General features: G+C 66.1%; 15 protein-coding genes. 6 read left to right on the top strand and 9 right to left on the bottom strand.

What is annotated here, in order from left to right; genetic code table 11:
- Positions 1–68: 68 nt before the first annotated feature.
- The 4 genes from ACLBYD_RS14570 to ACLBYD_RS14555 are packed head-to-tail and all read left to right on the top strand — an operon-like array spanning position 69 to position 3,561.
- Positions 69–863, top strand: a complete 795-nt coding sequence (locus tag ACLBYD_RS14570) for a hypothetical protein (RefSeq protein WP_447816998.1) — start codon at positions 69–71, stop codon at positions 861–863.
- The gene (locus tag ACLBYD_RS14565; protein ID WP_447816997.1) at positions 860–1,801 is read left to right on the top strand and encodes an NAD-dependent epimerase/dehydratase family protein; all 942 of its coding nucleotides are present in this window, start codon (positions 860–862) and stop codon (positions 1,799–1,801) included. Before ACLBYD_RS14570 ends, ACLBYD_RS14565 begins: the two co-directional genes overlap by 4 nt.
- Positions 1,802–1,835: 34 nt before the next feature.
- Positions 1,836–2,711, top strand: coding sequence for an alpha/beta hydrolase (locus tag ACLBYD_RS14560; protein ID WP_447816996.1), 876 nt, complete (start codon positions 1,836–1,838; stop codon positions 2,709–2,711).
- A gap of 13 nt (positions 2,712–2,724) precedes the next feature.
- The gene (locus ACLBYD_RS14555) at positions 2,725–3,561 is read left to right on the top strand and encodes a mycofactocin-coupled SDR family oxidoreductase (RefSeq protein ID WP_447816995.1); all 837 of its coding nucleotides are present in this window, start codon (positions 2,725–2,727) and stop codon (positions 3,559–3,561) included.
- 110 nt (positions 3,562–3,671) lie between these two features.
- Here ACLBYD_RS14555 and ACLBYD_RS14550 read toward each other — a convergent pair whose 3' ends face one another.
- The 5 genes from ACLBYD_RS14550 to ACLBYD_RS14530 all read right to left on the bottom strand — a co-directional run bounded on the left by ACLBYD_RS14550 (position 3,672) and on the right by ACLBYD_RS14530 (position 8,800).
- Entirely contained in the window at positions 3,672–4,322 is a 651-nt protein-coding gene (locus ACLBYD_RS14550) for a TetR/AcrR family transcriptional regulator (RefSeq protein ID WP_447816994.1), read from the bottom strand.
- Between the two features lie 78 nt (positions 4,323–4,400).
- The gene (locus ACLBYD_RS14545; protein WP_160874547.1) at positions 4,401–5,549 is read right to left on the bottom strand and encodes an acyl-CoA dehydrogenase family protein; all 1,149 of its coding nucleotides are present in this window, start codon (positions 5,547–5,549) and stop codon (positions 4,401–4,403) included.
- On the bottom strand, positions 5,546–7,216 hold the full coding sequence (locus ACLBYD_RS14540; RefSeq protein WP_447816993.1) for a class I adenylate-forming enzyme family protein: 1,671 nt from the start codon (positions 7,214–7,216) through the stop codon (positions 5,546–5,548). Before ACLBYD_RS14540 ends, ACLBYD_RS14545 begins: the two co-directional genes overlap by 4 nt.
- 26 nt (positions 7,217–7,242) lie before the next feature.
- Positions 7,243–7,974, bottom strand: coding sequence for an SDR family NAD(P)-dependent oxidoreductase (locus ACLBYD_RS14535; protein ID WP_106201075.1), 732 nt, complete (start codon positions 7,972–7,974; stop codon positions 7,243–7,245).
- Between the two features lie 31 nt (positions 7,975–8,005).
- Positions 8,006–8,800: an enoyl-CoA hydratase-related protein gene (locus ACLBYD_RS14530; RefSeq protein WP_200358871.1), complete on the bottom strand. Its 795-nt coding sequence runs from the start codon at positions 8,798–8,800 to the stop codon at positions 8,006–8,008.
- 297 nt (positions 8,801–9,097) lie between these two features.
- Between ACLBYD_RS14530 and ACLBYD_RS14525 the strand changes: the two genes are divergently transcribed.
- A complete protein-coding gene (locus tag ACLBYD_RS14525; protein WP_447816992.1) occupies positions 9,098–9,871 on the top strand; it encodes a PASTA domain-containing protein in 774 nt (257 codons plus the stop codon).
- Here ACLBYD_RS14525 and ACLBYD_RS14520 read toward each other — a convergent pair.
- A complete protein-coding gene (locus tag ACLBYD_RS14520; RefSeq protein WP_447816991.1) occupies positions 9,868–11,055 on the bottom strand; it encodes an NAD(P)/FAD-dependent oxidoreductase in 1,188 nt (395 codons plus the stop codon). The genes ACLBYD_RS14525 and ACLBYD_RS14520 overlap by 4 nt on opposite strands.
- Before the next feature lie 101 nt (positions 11,056–11,156).
- On the bottom strand, positions 11,157–12,074 hold the full coding sequence (locus ACLBYD_RS14515; RefSeq protein ID WP_447816990.1) for an RNA polymerase sigma-70 factor: 918 nt from the start codon (positions 12,072–12,074) through the stop codon (positions 11,157–11,159).
- A 1,007-nt stretch (positions 12,075–13,081) separates the two neighbouring features.
- Here ACLBYD_RS14515 and ACLBYD_RS14510 point away from each other — a divergent pair.
- A complete protein-coding gene (locus ACLBYD_RS14510) occupies positions 13,082–13,696 on the top strand; it encodes a YdcF family protein (RefSeq protein ID WP_230825105.1) in 615 nt (204 codons plus the stop codon).
- Between the two features lie 12 nt (positions 13,697–13,708).
- Here ACLBYD_RS14510 and ACLBYD_RS14505 read toward each other — a convergent pair whose 3' ends face one another.
- Positions 13,709–14,221 carry a DinB family protein gene (locus ACLBYD_RS14505; protein WP_447816989.1) on the bottom strand — a complete coding sequence of 171 codons (513 nt, stop codon included), beginning with the start codon at positions 14,219–14,221 and terminating at the stop codon, positions 13,709–13,711.
- Between the two features lie 98 nt (positions 14,222–14,319).
- Positions 14,320–14,940 carry a class I SAM-dependent methyltransferase gene (locus ACLBYD_RS14500; RefSeq protein WP_447816988.1) on the bottom strand — a complete coding sequence of 207 codons (621 nt, stop codon included), beginning with the start codon at positions 14,938–14,940 and terminating at the stop codon, positions 14,320–14,322.
- Positions 14,941–15,076 lie beyond the last annotated feature (136 nt).

The following is a 15,076-nucleotide window of genomic DNA, read 5'->3' as shown; positions in this document are numbered from 1 at the left end:
CTCGAGGACCGCGGGCAGCCGACCTTCCGGCTGCCCGCGCGTCCGGTTCACGAAAGTAGGAGAGAGTAATGACGTTGACTCCGGTGCGACTCGGTTACGCACTGTTCACCATGGTGGATCCGTCGCGCGGCCACGAGGCCGAGTACAACCGCTGGTACGAACGCGACCACCGCTACTCGGGCTGCATGGTCGGTCCGGGTTGGTTCGCCGGTAGCCGCTGGGTCGCCACGAAGGCTCTGAAGGACCTGCGCTTCCCCGAGACCGGACCGGTCGCGACCAGGACCGAGGACGGTTCGTATCTGGCGATCTACTGGGTTCACGAGCCCGATGCGGAGGTCGCCGACGCCTGGGCCCAGAAGCAGGTCGGCGAACTCTACGCTGCCGGACGTGGTTTCGCCGAGCGTGAGCACGTCCACACCGGCCAGTACCTGCCGGACTCGACCATCTCGGCACACGAGGACGGTGTCCCGCTCGAGCTCGCACACGATCATCACTACGGCGGACTCGTCACCGTCATGATCGAGCCGGCCGAGGGCGTCGACCGCGCGTCCGCGCTCGACACCATCAACAGCGGTCCGGTCGAGAAGCTCCTCGCCACCGGTGCCGTCGATCTCGTGAGCAACTGGCGCATGAAGCCGTGGCCCGCCGACCACAACGTGCCGATGAAGATGGGTAACGACGGCGGATCCACCGAGCGCATCCTGCAGATGTGCTTCCTCGAGGGCAATCCCGCCGAGAGCTGGCAGCACATCGTCGACTACGCCGAGAACATAGAGAACTCGGGTGCCGGTCACGTCACCTTCGCCTCGCCGTTCATTCCGACCGTCGTCGGTACGGACAAGTACACCGACGAATTGTGGTGAGACCCGTGTTGAGCGGTGAGAAGATCCTGGTGACCGGCGTGACCGGTCAGATCGCGTTCCCGATCGCGAGGACACTCGCGGCCGAGAACGAAGTGTGGGGGCTGGCGCGATACAGCCGCCCCGACGACCGGCAGCGGGTGACCGACGCGGGAATCGTCCCGATCACCTGTGATCTCGGAAACGGCGACTTCGACGGTGTACCGGACGATTTTACGTACGTCGTGCATCTGGCGGCGAGCCTGGCTCCGGGATGGGATTACGACGCCGCGATCCGCGCCAACGCGGAAGGTACCGGACTTCTCCTGCAGCACTGCCGGTCCGCCAAGGGCGTCCTCGTGATGTCGACCCATTCGGTCTACCGCCCGCAGGACGACCCGATGTACGTGTTCACCGAACAGTCGCCGCTGGGCGAGTGCAACAGCACCCACACCCCGACCTACTCGATGTCGAAGATCAGCCAGGAAGCCACCGCGCGGTTCGCTGCACGCGCCTTCGGTGTCCCGGTGACGATCGCTCGGATGAACGCCTCGTACGGCCCCAACGGGGGACTGCCGGCCATGCACGTCGACGCCATCGCCGACGGCCGGCCCATCACCACCCGCTGGGATCCGTGCATGTACAGCCCGATCTACGAGGACGACATCAACGCCCAGGTCGGTGCTCTGCTCGAGGCGGCGTCCACACCTGCGCTCATCGTCAACTGGGGAGGCGACGAACCGGTGAGCGTGCAGGAGTGGGCGGCCTACGCCGGCGAGTTGATGGGGGTCGAGCCCGTCGTCGACGTGGCTCCGATCGAGGGAACGCTGCGCGGATCCATTGCGGACACCACGCTGCGTGCCTCCATCACCGGACCGTGCACGGTGGATTGGCGTGAGGGCATCCGTCGGACGATCGCCGTTCGCCATCCGGACAAGCTCGTCGAGCCCGCCCACTCGTGAGCATCCCCTCGTAGACCGCCATCAGGGAGACCACATGACGACGACACTGCACACCGCGCTGCCCACCGAACGGACCGGCACCCCCGCCGGCCCGGAGCTGCAGCAGAAACGCGCGCTGTTCTCCGCGACCGACATCGACCCCGCCCTCGGGGTCACCGCCGACGCGACGGATCTCGCTGGTGTGCCCTGCCGCACCATCCGTGCCGGAGACACCGCCACCGTCCTGTACCTGCACGGCGGCGGCTACCGGATGGGCAGCCCCGAGGCGTACAACGCCTACGCCGGGAAGATCGCGGCGGGCGCCGACGCCACGGTCGTCCTGCCCCGCTACCGGCTCGCGCCGGAGAACCCGTTCCCGGCCGGGCTGCGCGACGCGGTGGCGGTCTACGAGGAGCTCGCGTCGAGCACCGACGCGCCGATCGTCCTTGCCGGTGACTCGGCCGGCGCCGGGATGGCCGCGGCGGTGATCGTCGCAGCCGCCGCCGGCGACATCCGGCGGCCGGACGGATTGATGCTGCTGTCACCGTGGCTCGACCTGCACTGCTCGTCGCCGTTCTACGAGACCGCCCCCGATGTCTTCTTCCCGCTGGCGACGGCGGAGTCGGCGCGCGAGGACTACCTGCAGGGTGCCCCTGCAAGCGACCCGCTGGCCTCGCCGTTGCTGGCCGACCACGCGGGATTCCCACCCACGCTGATCCAGGTCGGCGGCAACGAGGCGCTGGTCGGCGACGCTCTCGGCCTGGCCGAATCGCTCGCGAACGCGAACGTCACCTGCACGCTGGAAGTGGTTGCGGAGCAAGGACACACGTGGCCGCTGATCCAGCCCGATCACAGCGTCTCCGTCGCGTCGATCGAGTCGTGCGCCCGGTTCGTGCGGGCACGTGCAGATGAGCAGTCCACATTCAGCTAACTGAGGAGACGAGATGACCGACTTCACGAACCGGGTTGCCCTGGTGACCGGCGCTGCGCGAGGACAGGGCCGCTCGCATGCCGTCGCGCTCGCCGAACGCGGGGCCGACATCGTCATCTGCGATCGCTGCGAGGACAGTGACGCGGTCGCATACCCGTTGAGCACCAAGGACGATCTCGAGGAGACCGTGCGCCTGGTCGAAGCGACCGGCCGGCGGTGCATCTCGGTTCAGGCCGACACCGCAGACCGATCGGCCGTCGAGGCTCTGGTCCGTCGGGCCGAGGAGGAACTCGGAAGAATCGACATCGCCATCGCGAACGCCGGGGTCTCGGCGGCCGCTCCCGTCCAGGACCTTCCCGACAGCCAGTGGTCCGAGGTCATCGGCACGAATCTGACGGGTGTGTTCCACACCGTGGCCGCCGTCGCGCCCGGGATGATCGAGCGTGGATACGGACGGATCGTGACGATCGCGTCGATGCTCGGCCGTGCAGCAGCTCCGGCCCAGGCCGCCTATTGTGCGTCGAAGTGGGGTGTCATCGGGATGACCAAGAGCGCGGCGCTCGACCTGGCCCCGCACGGCATCACCGTCAACGCCGTTGCTCCCGGCAATATCTCGACCCCGATGGTGCACAACGACGCGCTGTACCGGATGATGCGTCCCGATCTCGAGAACCCGACGCGCGCCGACATCGAACCGATCTTCGCGAGTCTCCACGGACAGCCCGTGCCGTTCCTGGAGCCGGAAGAGATGACCCACGCCGTGCTGTTCCTCGCGGCCGAGGCGAGTGCACACATCACCGGAACCGTGATGTCCGTCGACGCCGGCGCGGCGGCGCGGGTCACCGCCTGACGCCACTCGGTTTCAGTCTCCCCGACAGCGGAGCGCGAAACGGTCAGCAGAGCGCGCAATAACGCGCACCTATGACCACTTCGCGCTCCGCTGTTTTCGGTCGAGGGTGGTTACCGGAGGAAGTGCGCGTACTTTCCGCGCCGCTCCGCCTTCAGCGTCGTGTTGAGCACCAGGCGGGTCTGGAGGCGGATGTAGTCGTCGAGGGTGTAGATGGATCCGAAGTGCCAGTGCTTGAGCGCCCACCCGTGGGCGAGCAACAGGATGTCGAACACCATCAGGTCGACGTCGATGGGCTCCATGATTCCGGCGGAGATGCCGTCGTCGAGGGCGGAGCGCAGCGGTGCCGACGTCTCGACCTCCAGCTCCTTGATCCGGGCACGACCGGCAGTGTCGAGCGTGCGACTTTCTCGGTAGGTGAGGACGGTGGCGTCGAGGTTCTCGTCGACGATCTCGATGTAGCGGCGGATGCCGGCGGCGAGCNCGTCGCCGGCGGCCTCCATCGCAGGTTCGATCTGGTCGCGGAAGGTGTCGAGGATCGAGACGATGGTGGCGAGAAGGATCTCCTCCTTGCCGCCGAAGTACTTGTAGATCAGTCCGACGCTGACGCCGGCCTCGTCGGCCAGCGCCTGCATGGACATCTGGTGGAAACCGGTGCGCTGCATGACCTGCACGGCGGCGTCGAGGACCTGCTTGCGGCGGGAACTGGTGCGAACTGCCCGCACGGCCTCTTCCACGGGAAGTGCATCGTGGTCGGTGGTCATAGGGGCTCCTCGTCGCTTTTCGGTCCGATTCACAGTACCGAGTGCTCAGCGGTGTGAATCGTGCAGCTGGGACGGTCGTCAGATCCCGAGATCCTTCGCGACGATCGTCTTCATGATCTCGGTGGTTCCGCCGTAGATCGTCTGGATGCGGGCATCGACGAAAGCGCGTGCGACGCCGTATTCGCGCATGTAGCCGTAGCCACCGTGCAGTTGCAGGCACCGGTCGGCGACACGCACCTGAAGTTCGGTGGCCCACCACTTCAGGCGGGCGGCGCGGGCGGCGGTGAGCTGCCCGGCGACGTGTTCGGCGATGCAGTCGTCGAGGTAGGTGCGGGCGATGTCGAGCTCGGTGGCCAGCTCGGCGAGCACGAACTGGGTGTTCTGGAAGCTCGACACCGGCTTCCCGAAGGCCTTCCGTTCGCGGACGTAGTCGAGGGTCTGCGCGAGGACCCCCTCGGCTGCGGCGACCGCACCGATCGACAGCGACAACCGTTCCTGCGGGAGGTTGTGCACCAGCTGGTAGAAGCCGCGACCTTCGTCGCCGAGGCGGTTCGCGACCGGCACCCGCATGTCGGTGAACGTCAGCTCGCTGGTGTCCTGGGCGTGCAGGCCGATCTTCTCGAGATTGCGTCCGCGGGAGAAGCCGGGGGTGTCGGCCTCGACGACCAGCAGCGTCAGTCCCTTGTGCGGGTCGTCGGAGGTGCGGGTCGCGACGACGAACAGGTCGCCGTTCTGACCGTTGGAGATGAACGTCTTGGCTCCGTTGACGACGTAGTGATCGCCGTCGCGCACCGCGGAGGTGCGGATGCCGGTGAGGTCGCTGCCGGTGCCGGGTTCGGTCATGGCGATACCCAGCACGGTCTCGCCACTGACGACGCCGGGCAGCCAGCGTGCCTTCTGTTCGTCGTCGGTCAGCTCGGTCAGGTAGGGCAGCACCACGTCGTTCTGCAGGGAGAACGCGATGCCTGCCGCGGCGTTGCCGGCGCGGTTGACCTCCTCGATGAGGATGGCGTTGTACCGGAAGTCGTCCACTCCGGGTCCGCCGTACTTCTCGTCGACGGAGAAGGCGAGCAGTCCGAGCTTGCCGGCTTCGGTGAACAACGACCGGTCGAGGCAGCTCGCGTGCTCCCAGTCCTCGTGCACGGGCGTGATCTTGTCGCGGACGAAGTCGCGAGCGACCTCCCGGAACTGCTGGTGCTCGGTCTCGTATTCGAGGCGTGCGTTCATCGTGTGATCCTCGAGTCGGTGGGTGCGGTGAACAACCCTGCGGCGAATTCGTCGGCTGCCGTTCGGGTTGCCTTGTAGTGCAGTTTCTTTCCGGTGGCCGAGACCGGCAGTGACTCGACGAAGCGATATGCCCGCGGCCGCTTGAAGGTCGACAGCATCGGGTGCTCGCGACAATGCGCGTCGAGGACGTCGGCCGTGACGTCCGGGCTGCCGGCGACGATGTACGCGACGACGATGCGTCCCCACCGGTCGTCGGGCACGCCGACGACGAGGCAGTCGGACACATCCGGATGCGAGTTGAGCGCTTCCTCGACCTGCACCGGATGGACGTTCTCACCACCGCAGACGAGCATGTCGTCCTTGCGCCCGACGATGGTGACGAACTCCCCGGCGTCCCACGTGGCGAGGTCGCCGATGTGCAGCCATCCGTTGTTGAACTTGGCCTTCTCCTGGTCGGGGGAGTCGAAGTAGGCGTTCGAACCCTTGGGGGAGCGGACGATCACTTCTCCGACCTCTTCGCCGTCCTTGGCGACGACGTCGTCGTGGTGGGCGAGCCGGTCCTCGTAGATGTGGACCACGCGCACGTCGTCGTCGGTGCAAGCGCGACCCGCGGTGCCGGCATGTTCGGGCAGATCGGTGGGGCGCAGGAAGGTGTTCCAGAACCCTTCGGTGCTGCCGTAGCCGTTGAAGATCCGCGGGTTGAGGACCTGTTGGTATCGCAGTGCCGCTTCACGTTCGAGCGGCGCACCCATCGTGACGATGCCGCGCAGCGACGACAGGTCGCGCGGACGGGCCTCCTGCGCGGCGGCGAGCATCGCGAGGTTGGTGGGCGCTCCGATGAGGAAGGTGAGGCCGTGCTCGGCGACGAGGTCGAGGACACGGTCGGCGTCGAAGGTGCGCAGGGGCACCACTTCTCCGCCGATGTAGAAGACCGGGTTGGGTCCTCCGGAGTACAGGCCGCCCCGGTGGAACCACGGCGTCATGTTGAGCGTCTTGTCCTCGGGGCTCAACGGGAAGTGCATGATGACGTCGTGCGCGCTGAAGATCTCGATCATGCTGTTGAGCGGCACACCCTTCGGCATGCCGGTCGTGCCCGAGGTATAGAGGCGGGTGGTCTCGTCCCACACCGTCCGGTGCAGCGGCGGGAGCGCGACCCGATCGGCCGCCAGGTGCCGGTACCGCACGACGGTGGCGCCGGGAACGGAGACAGGGTCGCCGTCGCCCACCGCGACGATCACCTTCGGTGTGTGCGCCGAGCGTTCCAGCGCCTCCGTCACCATCGGGGTGAGCTCGGTGTCGTAGACGAAGACCGTGGGTGCGGACTTGTCGAGGATGAACGACGTTTCGCCGGAGGCGAGCCGGAAGTTGATCGGCGAACCCACCGCGCCGACGGCCTGGGTGGCGAGATACAGCTCGGCGAACTCGACACTGTTGAACAGCTGATAGGCGACGACATCCCCGGCCTGCACACCTGCATCGGCCAGACCCGTGGCGACCCGGTCGACGCGCTCGCCGAGTTCGGCGTAGGTCAACCGGGTCCCGGTGTCGGGATCGGTGATGGCAACGCGGTTCCCGTACCGTCCCAGGTTGCGCCGGAAGCCGTTGAGATACGTGAAGTCGTTCTCGAAGTACTCCCGGTAGGCCCGGGCGTTGTACGACGCGCTCATGATTCGATCTCCCCTGACGATGTCGGTCAGCCGGCCATGGTGAGGCCGCCGCTGACGCTGATCACCTGACCCGTGATGAACGATGCGGACTCGGATGCGAAGAACAGGACCGGTGCGGCGACCTCTTCGGGTCGCGCGAGCCGCCGGAACGGAATGGCCTTGATGAGAGCAGCTTTGAGCTTCTCTTCCTGGGCCTGGAACAGCGGGGTGTCGGTGGGGCCGGGGCACACGCAGTTGACGTTGATGTTGTGCCGGGCCATCTCGCGGGCGAGCGACTTGGTGAGGGCGATGACGCCGCCCTTTGCTCCCGCATAGATGGATTCGCCGGAACTGCCGACACGACCTGCATCGCTGGCGAGGTTGATCACGCGACCGCCGTTTCCGGCGTCGATGATGCCGGGCAGGAAGGCGCTGCAGATGTTCACCGGGCCGAGATAGTTGATCGCGACGACCTTCTGGGCGAACTCCGGTGTGGCGTTGAGGAACTGATCGGTGCGGTCCCAGCCGGCGGCGTTGACGATCACGTTGGGCACGCCCACCTCGGCATGGGTGCGGTCGCGGAGTTCGTCGACCTGCGCGCGGTCGGAGATGTCGACCGGGAGTGCCGTGATCAGCTGGGGGTACTCCTTGGCGGTGGCCTCGGCGGCCGCGAGATCGAGATCGGCGGCGACGACGCGATCACCCTGCGCGGCGAAGCCGAGAGCGATGGCCTTGCCGATGCCGGAACCGGCGCCGGTGACCAGTGCGATGTTGCTCATGGGAGGTCCTTACGGTCTGAGGGAACTCGGGTCAGGCCTTGACGTACTTCGCGAAGTCGGCTGGCCGCTTCTCCGCGAAAGCCTTGGCGCCTTCGAGCCCTTCGTCGGACTTGCCGAACAGGTCGAGCGCCGACATCGCGAGGTTGCTCAGACCGGCCTGGTGGTCGGTGTCGGCGTTGAAGGACTGCTTGAGGAATTTGATCGCAGTGGGGCTCTTCTCGGCAATCTCGGCGGCGACGGCCTTGGCTTCATCGAGCAGCTTCTCCTGCGGGACAACCCAGTTGACGAGTCCCCAGCGCTCGGCGGTGGCGGCATCGTACTGGCGGCACAGGTACCACATCTCGCGGGCGCGCTTCTCGCCGACGACGCGGGCGAGGAAGGCGGAGCCGAAACCGGCGTCGAACGAACCGACCTTGGGTCCGGCCTGGCCGAACCGGGCGTTCTCCGACGCGATGGAGAGATCGCAAAGCACGTGGAGGACGTGTCCGCCGCCGACGGCGACACCGTTGACGGCGGCGATGACCGGCTTGGGGATGTCGCGGATCAGCTTGTGGAGGTAGCCGATCTCGAACATGCCGCTCTCGGTGGGCCCGTAGTCGCCGGTCTCGGCGCGCTGCTTGACGTCGCCGCCGGTGCAGAAGGCCTTCTCGCCGGCGCCGGTGAGGATGATGGCCGAGACCCGGCTGTCGGCCCAGGCCGATCGGAACGCCTTGATCAGTTCCTCGACGGTCTTGCCCCGGAAGGCGTTGTAGCGCTCGGGCCGATTGATCGTGATGATGCCGGCTGCGCCGTCGATCTCGTAGGTGATGTCCTCGAAGTCGGTCATGGGATCCCCTTCATCGCTGCAGGTAGGAGCCTGATCGAACAGCCATTCCCTGCGGGTGAATGACTATTCATTTCTCATGAAGCTACATTCACGAAAGGGGTGTGTCAACCGTCACATGGGTGCTTCGGCGACTTGGGTGGATCTGACCCCGGATTCCGGGGGTGAATCCACCGAAATCGGCATCCGTGCGTCGTAACGACGCGGGGTGGTACTCCGACACCAGTTCAGGAAGGCGCTCAGCACGTGTGTGGTCGGGAAAGCAGCACACGGGGCCTGGTGTCGGGTTGAAGGAGAAACATGAAGTTCGTCGTCCCCTACCTGCGCGTCGTAGCGGGGATGTTCGCCGCCATCACGCTGTGGCTGGCGATCGTGGAAGTAGTCAACGGCAACGGGGCCGACGCGATCCTGTTCGTGGCATTCGCGGCCGGCCTGGGATATCTCGCGATCGGCAAGCCCCTGCGCGACCGCCGCAAGCGCATCAAGACCGAGCAGGACGCGATCGCCGCACGCGCCGAAGCCGGCCACCGTGCGTTCCTCGCGGGGGACGTGCGGGCCGCGATGGCACCGCCGCCCGAGCCGCCGAAGCCTCCGCGGATCCGCCGTGGGGTGATCATCGCCGCTGCCGTCGCCGGACTGATCGTCCTCATGGGAATCATCGGCGACATCTCGGACGGGCTGGACTCACCCACGAAGGACGACGCCAGTACCACGCCTCGCGCTGCCGCACCGACGACCACCACGCCGTACACAACGTCGGCTGCCACCACCGCACGGACCGTCGCTCCGGAAACCACTCCCGCGACGAGGATCTCCACCACGCAGGTCGCGGCGGTCGCGTCCACCGCGGTGATGCCGAATGTCGTGTGCATGGATCTCCAAGCGGCACAGGATGCTATCCAGGCTGTGGGCGTGTTCTACTCCACGAGCGTCGACGCGACCGGTCAGGGACGCGCGCAGGTATGGGACAGGAACTGGGTCGTCGTCGACCAGACTCCCTCGGTGGGAGCATCGATCGGTGAAGGCGACCCAGTGCTGTCGGTTCTGAAAGAGGACGAATTCAGCGGGTGTTAGGCCATCGGCTGCTCCATGCGGGAGAGGTCCTCGGTGGTGGCGGTGTTCGACGGATGTCGGCCGCCCCTCGGGAATCCCACCGATCCCGGCCGTAGGGCCTCGACCCGCAGGCCCGCCATCGCGGCCTTCAGTCCGAGATCCTTGATGGTCGAGGCGATTCGGCCGGCATACGCCTGTTCCTTCGGGTTGTCGTCCCGTTCGTGGAACTGGACGACACCGACGCGTCGGCCCAGGCTCACACCGACGCCGTTGAACCCGAAATCGAGGTTCGCGGGTTCTTCACCGGCGATACGGCTGAGAACCGTATCGGCCGCAGCCAGGCCGGTGGGCAGGGCGGACTGGCATGCCATCCGCACCGGCTCTCCCGACGGTGCCGCGCAGTCACCGGCGGCGATCACGCGCTCGTCGTCGATGCTGGTCATCGTTTCGTCGGTGAGGATCCGGCCGAGTTCATCCGTCCTGAAGCCGCTGGAGCGGGCCAGTTCGGGAACGCCGAATCCGGCGGTCCAGACGGTGATCGCACTCTCGAGGACGGTGTCGTCGTCGAGCGTGAAGCCGTCGGGTCCGACGCGGGTGACGCGCGCGTTCTCGATGATCTCGACCTGCAGGTCCGCGAGCCGTTCGTAGGTTGCGGCACGGGCCTTCTCGGAAAGCAACGGACCGATGATGCCGCTGCACACGAGGCGCACGCGACGTCCCTGTTCGGCCAGCTCGCCGGCTGTTTCGAGCCCGGTGAGCCCAGCCCCGACGACCGTGACGATGGCATCGGGTTCGAGGCTGTTCAACGCGTACTGCAGGCGTTCGGCATACTCGAATTCGGCCACCGGGAAAGCGAATTCCTCGACGCCAGGAACGGTGGACCGTCTCGTGGCGGTACTTCCGACGGCGTAGACGAGGTAGTCGTAGCCGACCGTTCCGCCGGATGCGAGATGGACGGTGCGCGTACCGGGTTCGATGCGGATCACGGTATCGACCAGAAGGTCGACTCCTTTCGCCAGAAGTTTGCGGTAGTCGCCGGATGCATGGTGGTTGCCGACCGCGAACTGGTGCAACCGGGTTCGCTGGACGAAGTGCGGCCGGGGATTGACGCAGGTGACCGCAGCCTTCCTGCTCATGCGGTTGGCAGCGACCGTTCCGGCATATCCACCGCCGATGACGACGACACGGGGGCGTGTATTGAACATGGCTTCTCCGATCCGTTCGTTGGCTCTGTGGTGAGCCCTCGTCATCTAGGACCGGACAGCCACGTCGTTTGTGACATGCCGCGCCGAACAATCGGCAGAATTCAGGGGCGTTGCAGGTCGCGGAGCTTCTGGGCGAGTACGCGCACATCGGCCACTCGTCCCAGGTGGGCGAGCTTGTCCGGGTTGATCAGCACCCTGACCGCGCCGATCTTCCCGTCCGTGACGTCGAATGTCATGACCTGCACGATGGCGCCGTCGGCGTCCCGCACGATCAGGCCGGGGAGCCTGTTGATCTCGCGGAGTTCGAGCGACATGCCGAGCTGACCCATGGGCGAGACGAACGAGGCCAGCAACCGCATGACCTTCTCGCCGCCGACCACGACCTTGCGGATGGCGGGTGCCTTGCCACCGCTGTCGGCGACGAGCTGCACATCGGCGGCCAGCAGGTCGCGCAGGGCGTCGACGTCGCCGTCCTGGAACGCCGTGAGGAATCGTGCGGTGAGCTGTTCGTGGGCCTGCGGGTCGGTGTCGAACCGCGCCGAACCTTGATCGACGTGGCGCCGCGCCCGCACCGCGAGTTGTCGACACGCTGCTTCGGAGCGATCGACGATTTCGGCGATCTCCGAGAAGCCGAAACCGAGTGCTTCGCGCAACACGAAGACGGCTCGTTCGAGCGGACTGAGGCGTTCGAGCAGCACGAGCGCCGCTGTCGAGATCGATTCTCGCAGTTCGGCCGAGCGCGCCGGATCGTCGTAGGACTCCTCGAGTATCGGTTCCGGCAGCCACTCGCCCACATATCGTTCGCGCCGCGCCCGCGCCGATTCGAGCATGTTGATCGATACCCGGGTGACGACGGTGGACAGGAAGGCTCTGGCCGAATCCGGTTCGACGCCGGAGGCTTCGTACCGCACCCAGGTGTCCTGCACCGCGTCCTCGGCTTCGGTCACGCTCCCGAGGATGCGGTAGGCGATGGCGAACAACAGAGGACGCAGGTTCTCGAACTCTTCGACGCCGGTCACGTCGGCCCCTCCCGTAGACCCGTGCTCCGATCACAGCACTCCACACGGGGTTCGCGCAACGAGGATGAATTCGATCAGGAACGAAGCGGGCGCCCTGCGGGCGGCTGCCCTCGACCGATCGGAGACCCTTCGGGTCCCTGAGTCGTCGTCCCCTTCCCCAAGGCTGCCCGGTCGCCATGCCCCGATAGACCGTCTCGGCCAGCACGGATAGCCCCACGTCGCGGAGGACGTGCGGCTCGCACTGGACCCGGTCGTTCGTGTCGACCCGCACGATCGGGTGCTCCACCACCAGCTGTGGAGACGAGGGATACTGGTGCCCAGTCGGTTTCGAGACAGGGAACGGCCCCGGCTCGCAGCGTCGGCGCGCTGACGTCGGACTGTGGGAGACGAGCGACGAGCTGCGTCGACGCGCCTCGGCTACCGGAACGGCCCTCGTACGCGACGATGCAGGTGAAACGCCTCGAGCCCTCCGATCACGGTGGATCGGAGGGCTGGGGAGTCAGAACGTCAGGTGTGAACCCGGGGGAGCGGGTGTGTGTCGGCCGGCGCGGAAGAACGCGCTCGCGGCTCGTTGCTGGAATACGCCTCTCGAAGGCGTGTGGATAGACTCCACCCTACGGTGCATGACAGGTTCCTTCTGTCGTGTGCCCAGACCCCGGTCCGGTGTTGGCGCACCTGCCGGGGTCGACCTGTATTCAGGTCGGTGGAGGGATGGTCGCACGGGTGTGCGAAGTCGTCAACTCGAACACACGTTCTGCCCTTGCCTGCCCTGGGATCATGGGAAGCGTAGCGATTCATCCGAATAGCGTTTCTTACAACGATTGTCGCGCTTGTTCATGGATAGACCAGTGGTTCGGATGTAAAACCGATTGTCAGCCGTCATCGAATCCGGCGCCGCCTATGGTGAGACTTCTTCGCGTCGAGTCCCAACTTCCCACAAGTGCGCCTCGAGATGGCACAGTGCGGCACGGCCGACATCCGGGAAGAAGGGGACTCGCGTGGGAGCTGTGCGACGCACGGTGGTGGCGACCGCAGTCGCGGCCACAGCCGCGGTAGGTGTATCGACGGGGCAGGCAGCGGCGACTCCTGCAATCGACACCGTTGTGAACGGTGCACTGTCCGTCACCCCGCTGTGCCAGGGAACCATCGACGCGCTGATCATCGCGTGCACCGAGCTCGAGAAGCTGACACCACACTTCCCGCTGATGCTCGACCTGAATCCGCGGGGTACACATCTCGTCGTGCTCGGGGCCGGACTCACCGATGACGGCAAGATCCGGCCGGTGCTCGAAGAACGGCTCGAAGCGGCTCTTCGTGCAGCGCAACGCTATCCGGAGTCGCCGATCGTCGTCACCGGTGGTGTGCCGCGCAACGGCGTCACCGAAGCTCAGGCCATGAAGGACTGGCTGGTCGCGCGGGGCATTCCGCCGGAGCGCATCACCGAGGAATCGCAGTCGACTTCCACCGTCGAGAACGCACGCTTCACCAACGACGTTCTGCTTGAACGGCGAGCGACGGGCGCTGTGCTCGTGACGAACCGCGACCACCTCGAACGCGCGATGATCAACTTCCGGCAGGCGGTCGACGCGCGTATTCCGGTCGCGGGCATCGTCGCAGCGTAAGCGCCGGAATTCTCAGCCCGGCGTGTTCGTCTTCCGCGTCAGTACCTGACTGATCTCCGAAACATTCTTCGCCAGTTCGAAGTTGACCCACCCGGCTACTTCCCACAGAGGTGAAGGTTCGGGCATGAGTCCGACGATCGTCTTCTCGATGTCGGCAGTCTCGAGAAGGGCAGCCCATTCGGTCCGAAGAGTCCGGATGCGGTCGGTCGAGCCGGACCACTCGTAGGCGTCCGGCCCGACCGCAGTTTCCCCACTGCAGACCGCCACGGTGTTCGTCCACCACCACTCGATGTGCCAGAGCAGCCACGCGATCGTAGGCTCGGGAAGGGCCTCGGCCGTCTCGTCCGGCCAGTCGGCGACGAGGCGACCGTCGACCCGTCGAACGCCCACGCAGTTCGACGACGGCTCCCAGTGCACGGCAGCTTCGTCGATCCGCGACAGCACGTGTTGTTCCGCGAAGAGCCAGACCAGGTCGAGTTGCTTCAGCAACGTGCGCGTGGCGAGTGGCAGGGTGTCCGAGGGCATGTATGCAATCTTTGCGGAGATAGCGGACACATGCTCGATGTCGACACCGCGCATCTGTCCGCGGAGGTGTGCAAACGTTGCTGTGCAGTTATCAGCCTTCACGCGGCCGGTGCCGCCACCCCCAGCGACAGCGCGCCGAAGAACTTCGGCGTCTTCTCCTCGTAGAAGGTGTCGAGTTCGCGGATCTCGAACCCCGCCCCGCGGACGAGGTCGGCGATTTGTCGTGTCAGATGGCAGCCACCCGCGACGCGCTTCTGAATCGGTTCGAGCCGGTGCTGCCACCGCCGGACGTTCTCGTCCGGGGCGAGTCCGTGTTCGACGAAGTGCAGGGTGCCACCCGGTGCGAGGACACGACGTACCTCGCGCAGAGCCGCGTCGGCATCGGGGATGGTGCACAGCGTCCACGTCGACAGCGCGCTGTCGAAGGTGTTGTCCTCGAACGGGAGTGACTGACCGTCCAGACCCGATCGTTCGATGCGCACGGGAGAGTCGTCGATGCGCGAACGTGCGAGCTTCCATCCGAGGTCGGCGGGTTCGACGGCACTGACCGATTCGACGGTGGTGGGGTAGTAGGGAACGTTGAGTCCGGATCCGAACCCGATCTCGACGACGCGGCCGCTCAAGCCGGCGCACACTCGTTTGCGGTTCGCTTCGGTGAACGACGGCGCACAGGCGATGTTCACCAGTCGCGGTACGACGTGATCGTTGTAGAGGCCCATGGCAGTCCCTTCGCCTCGTGGCGTGTCGATCTGCTCGATCCATCATGACACCTGCCCGGCCGAACGGAACCCCTTGTTTCCGCTATGCCGAGAGCGCTGTTAAGTTACCTTTACATGTAAAGCGTGCTTTACGGCG

The organism is Rhodococcus sp. C26F (assembly GCF_053345925.1).
This window is presented reverse-complemented; position numbering and strand designations above follow the sequence as displayed.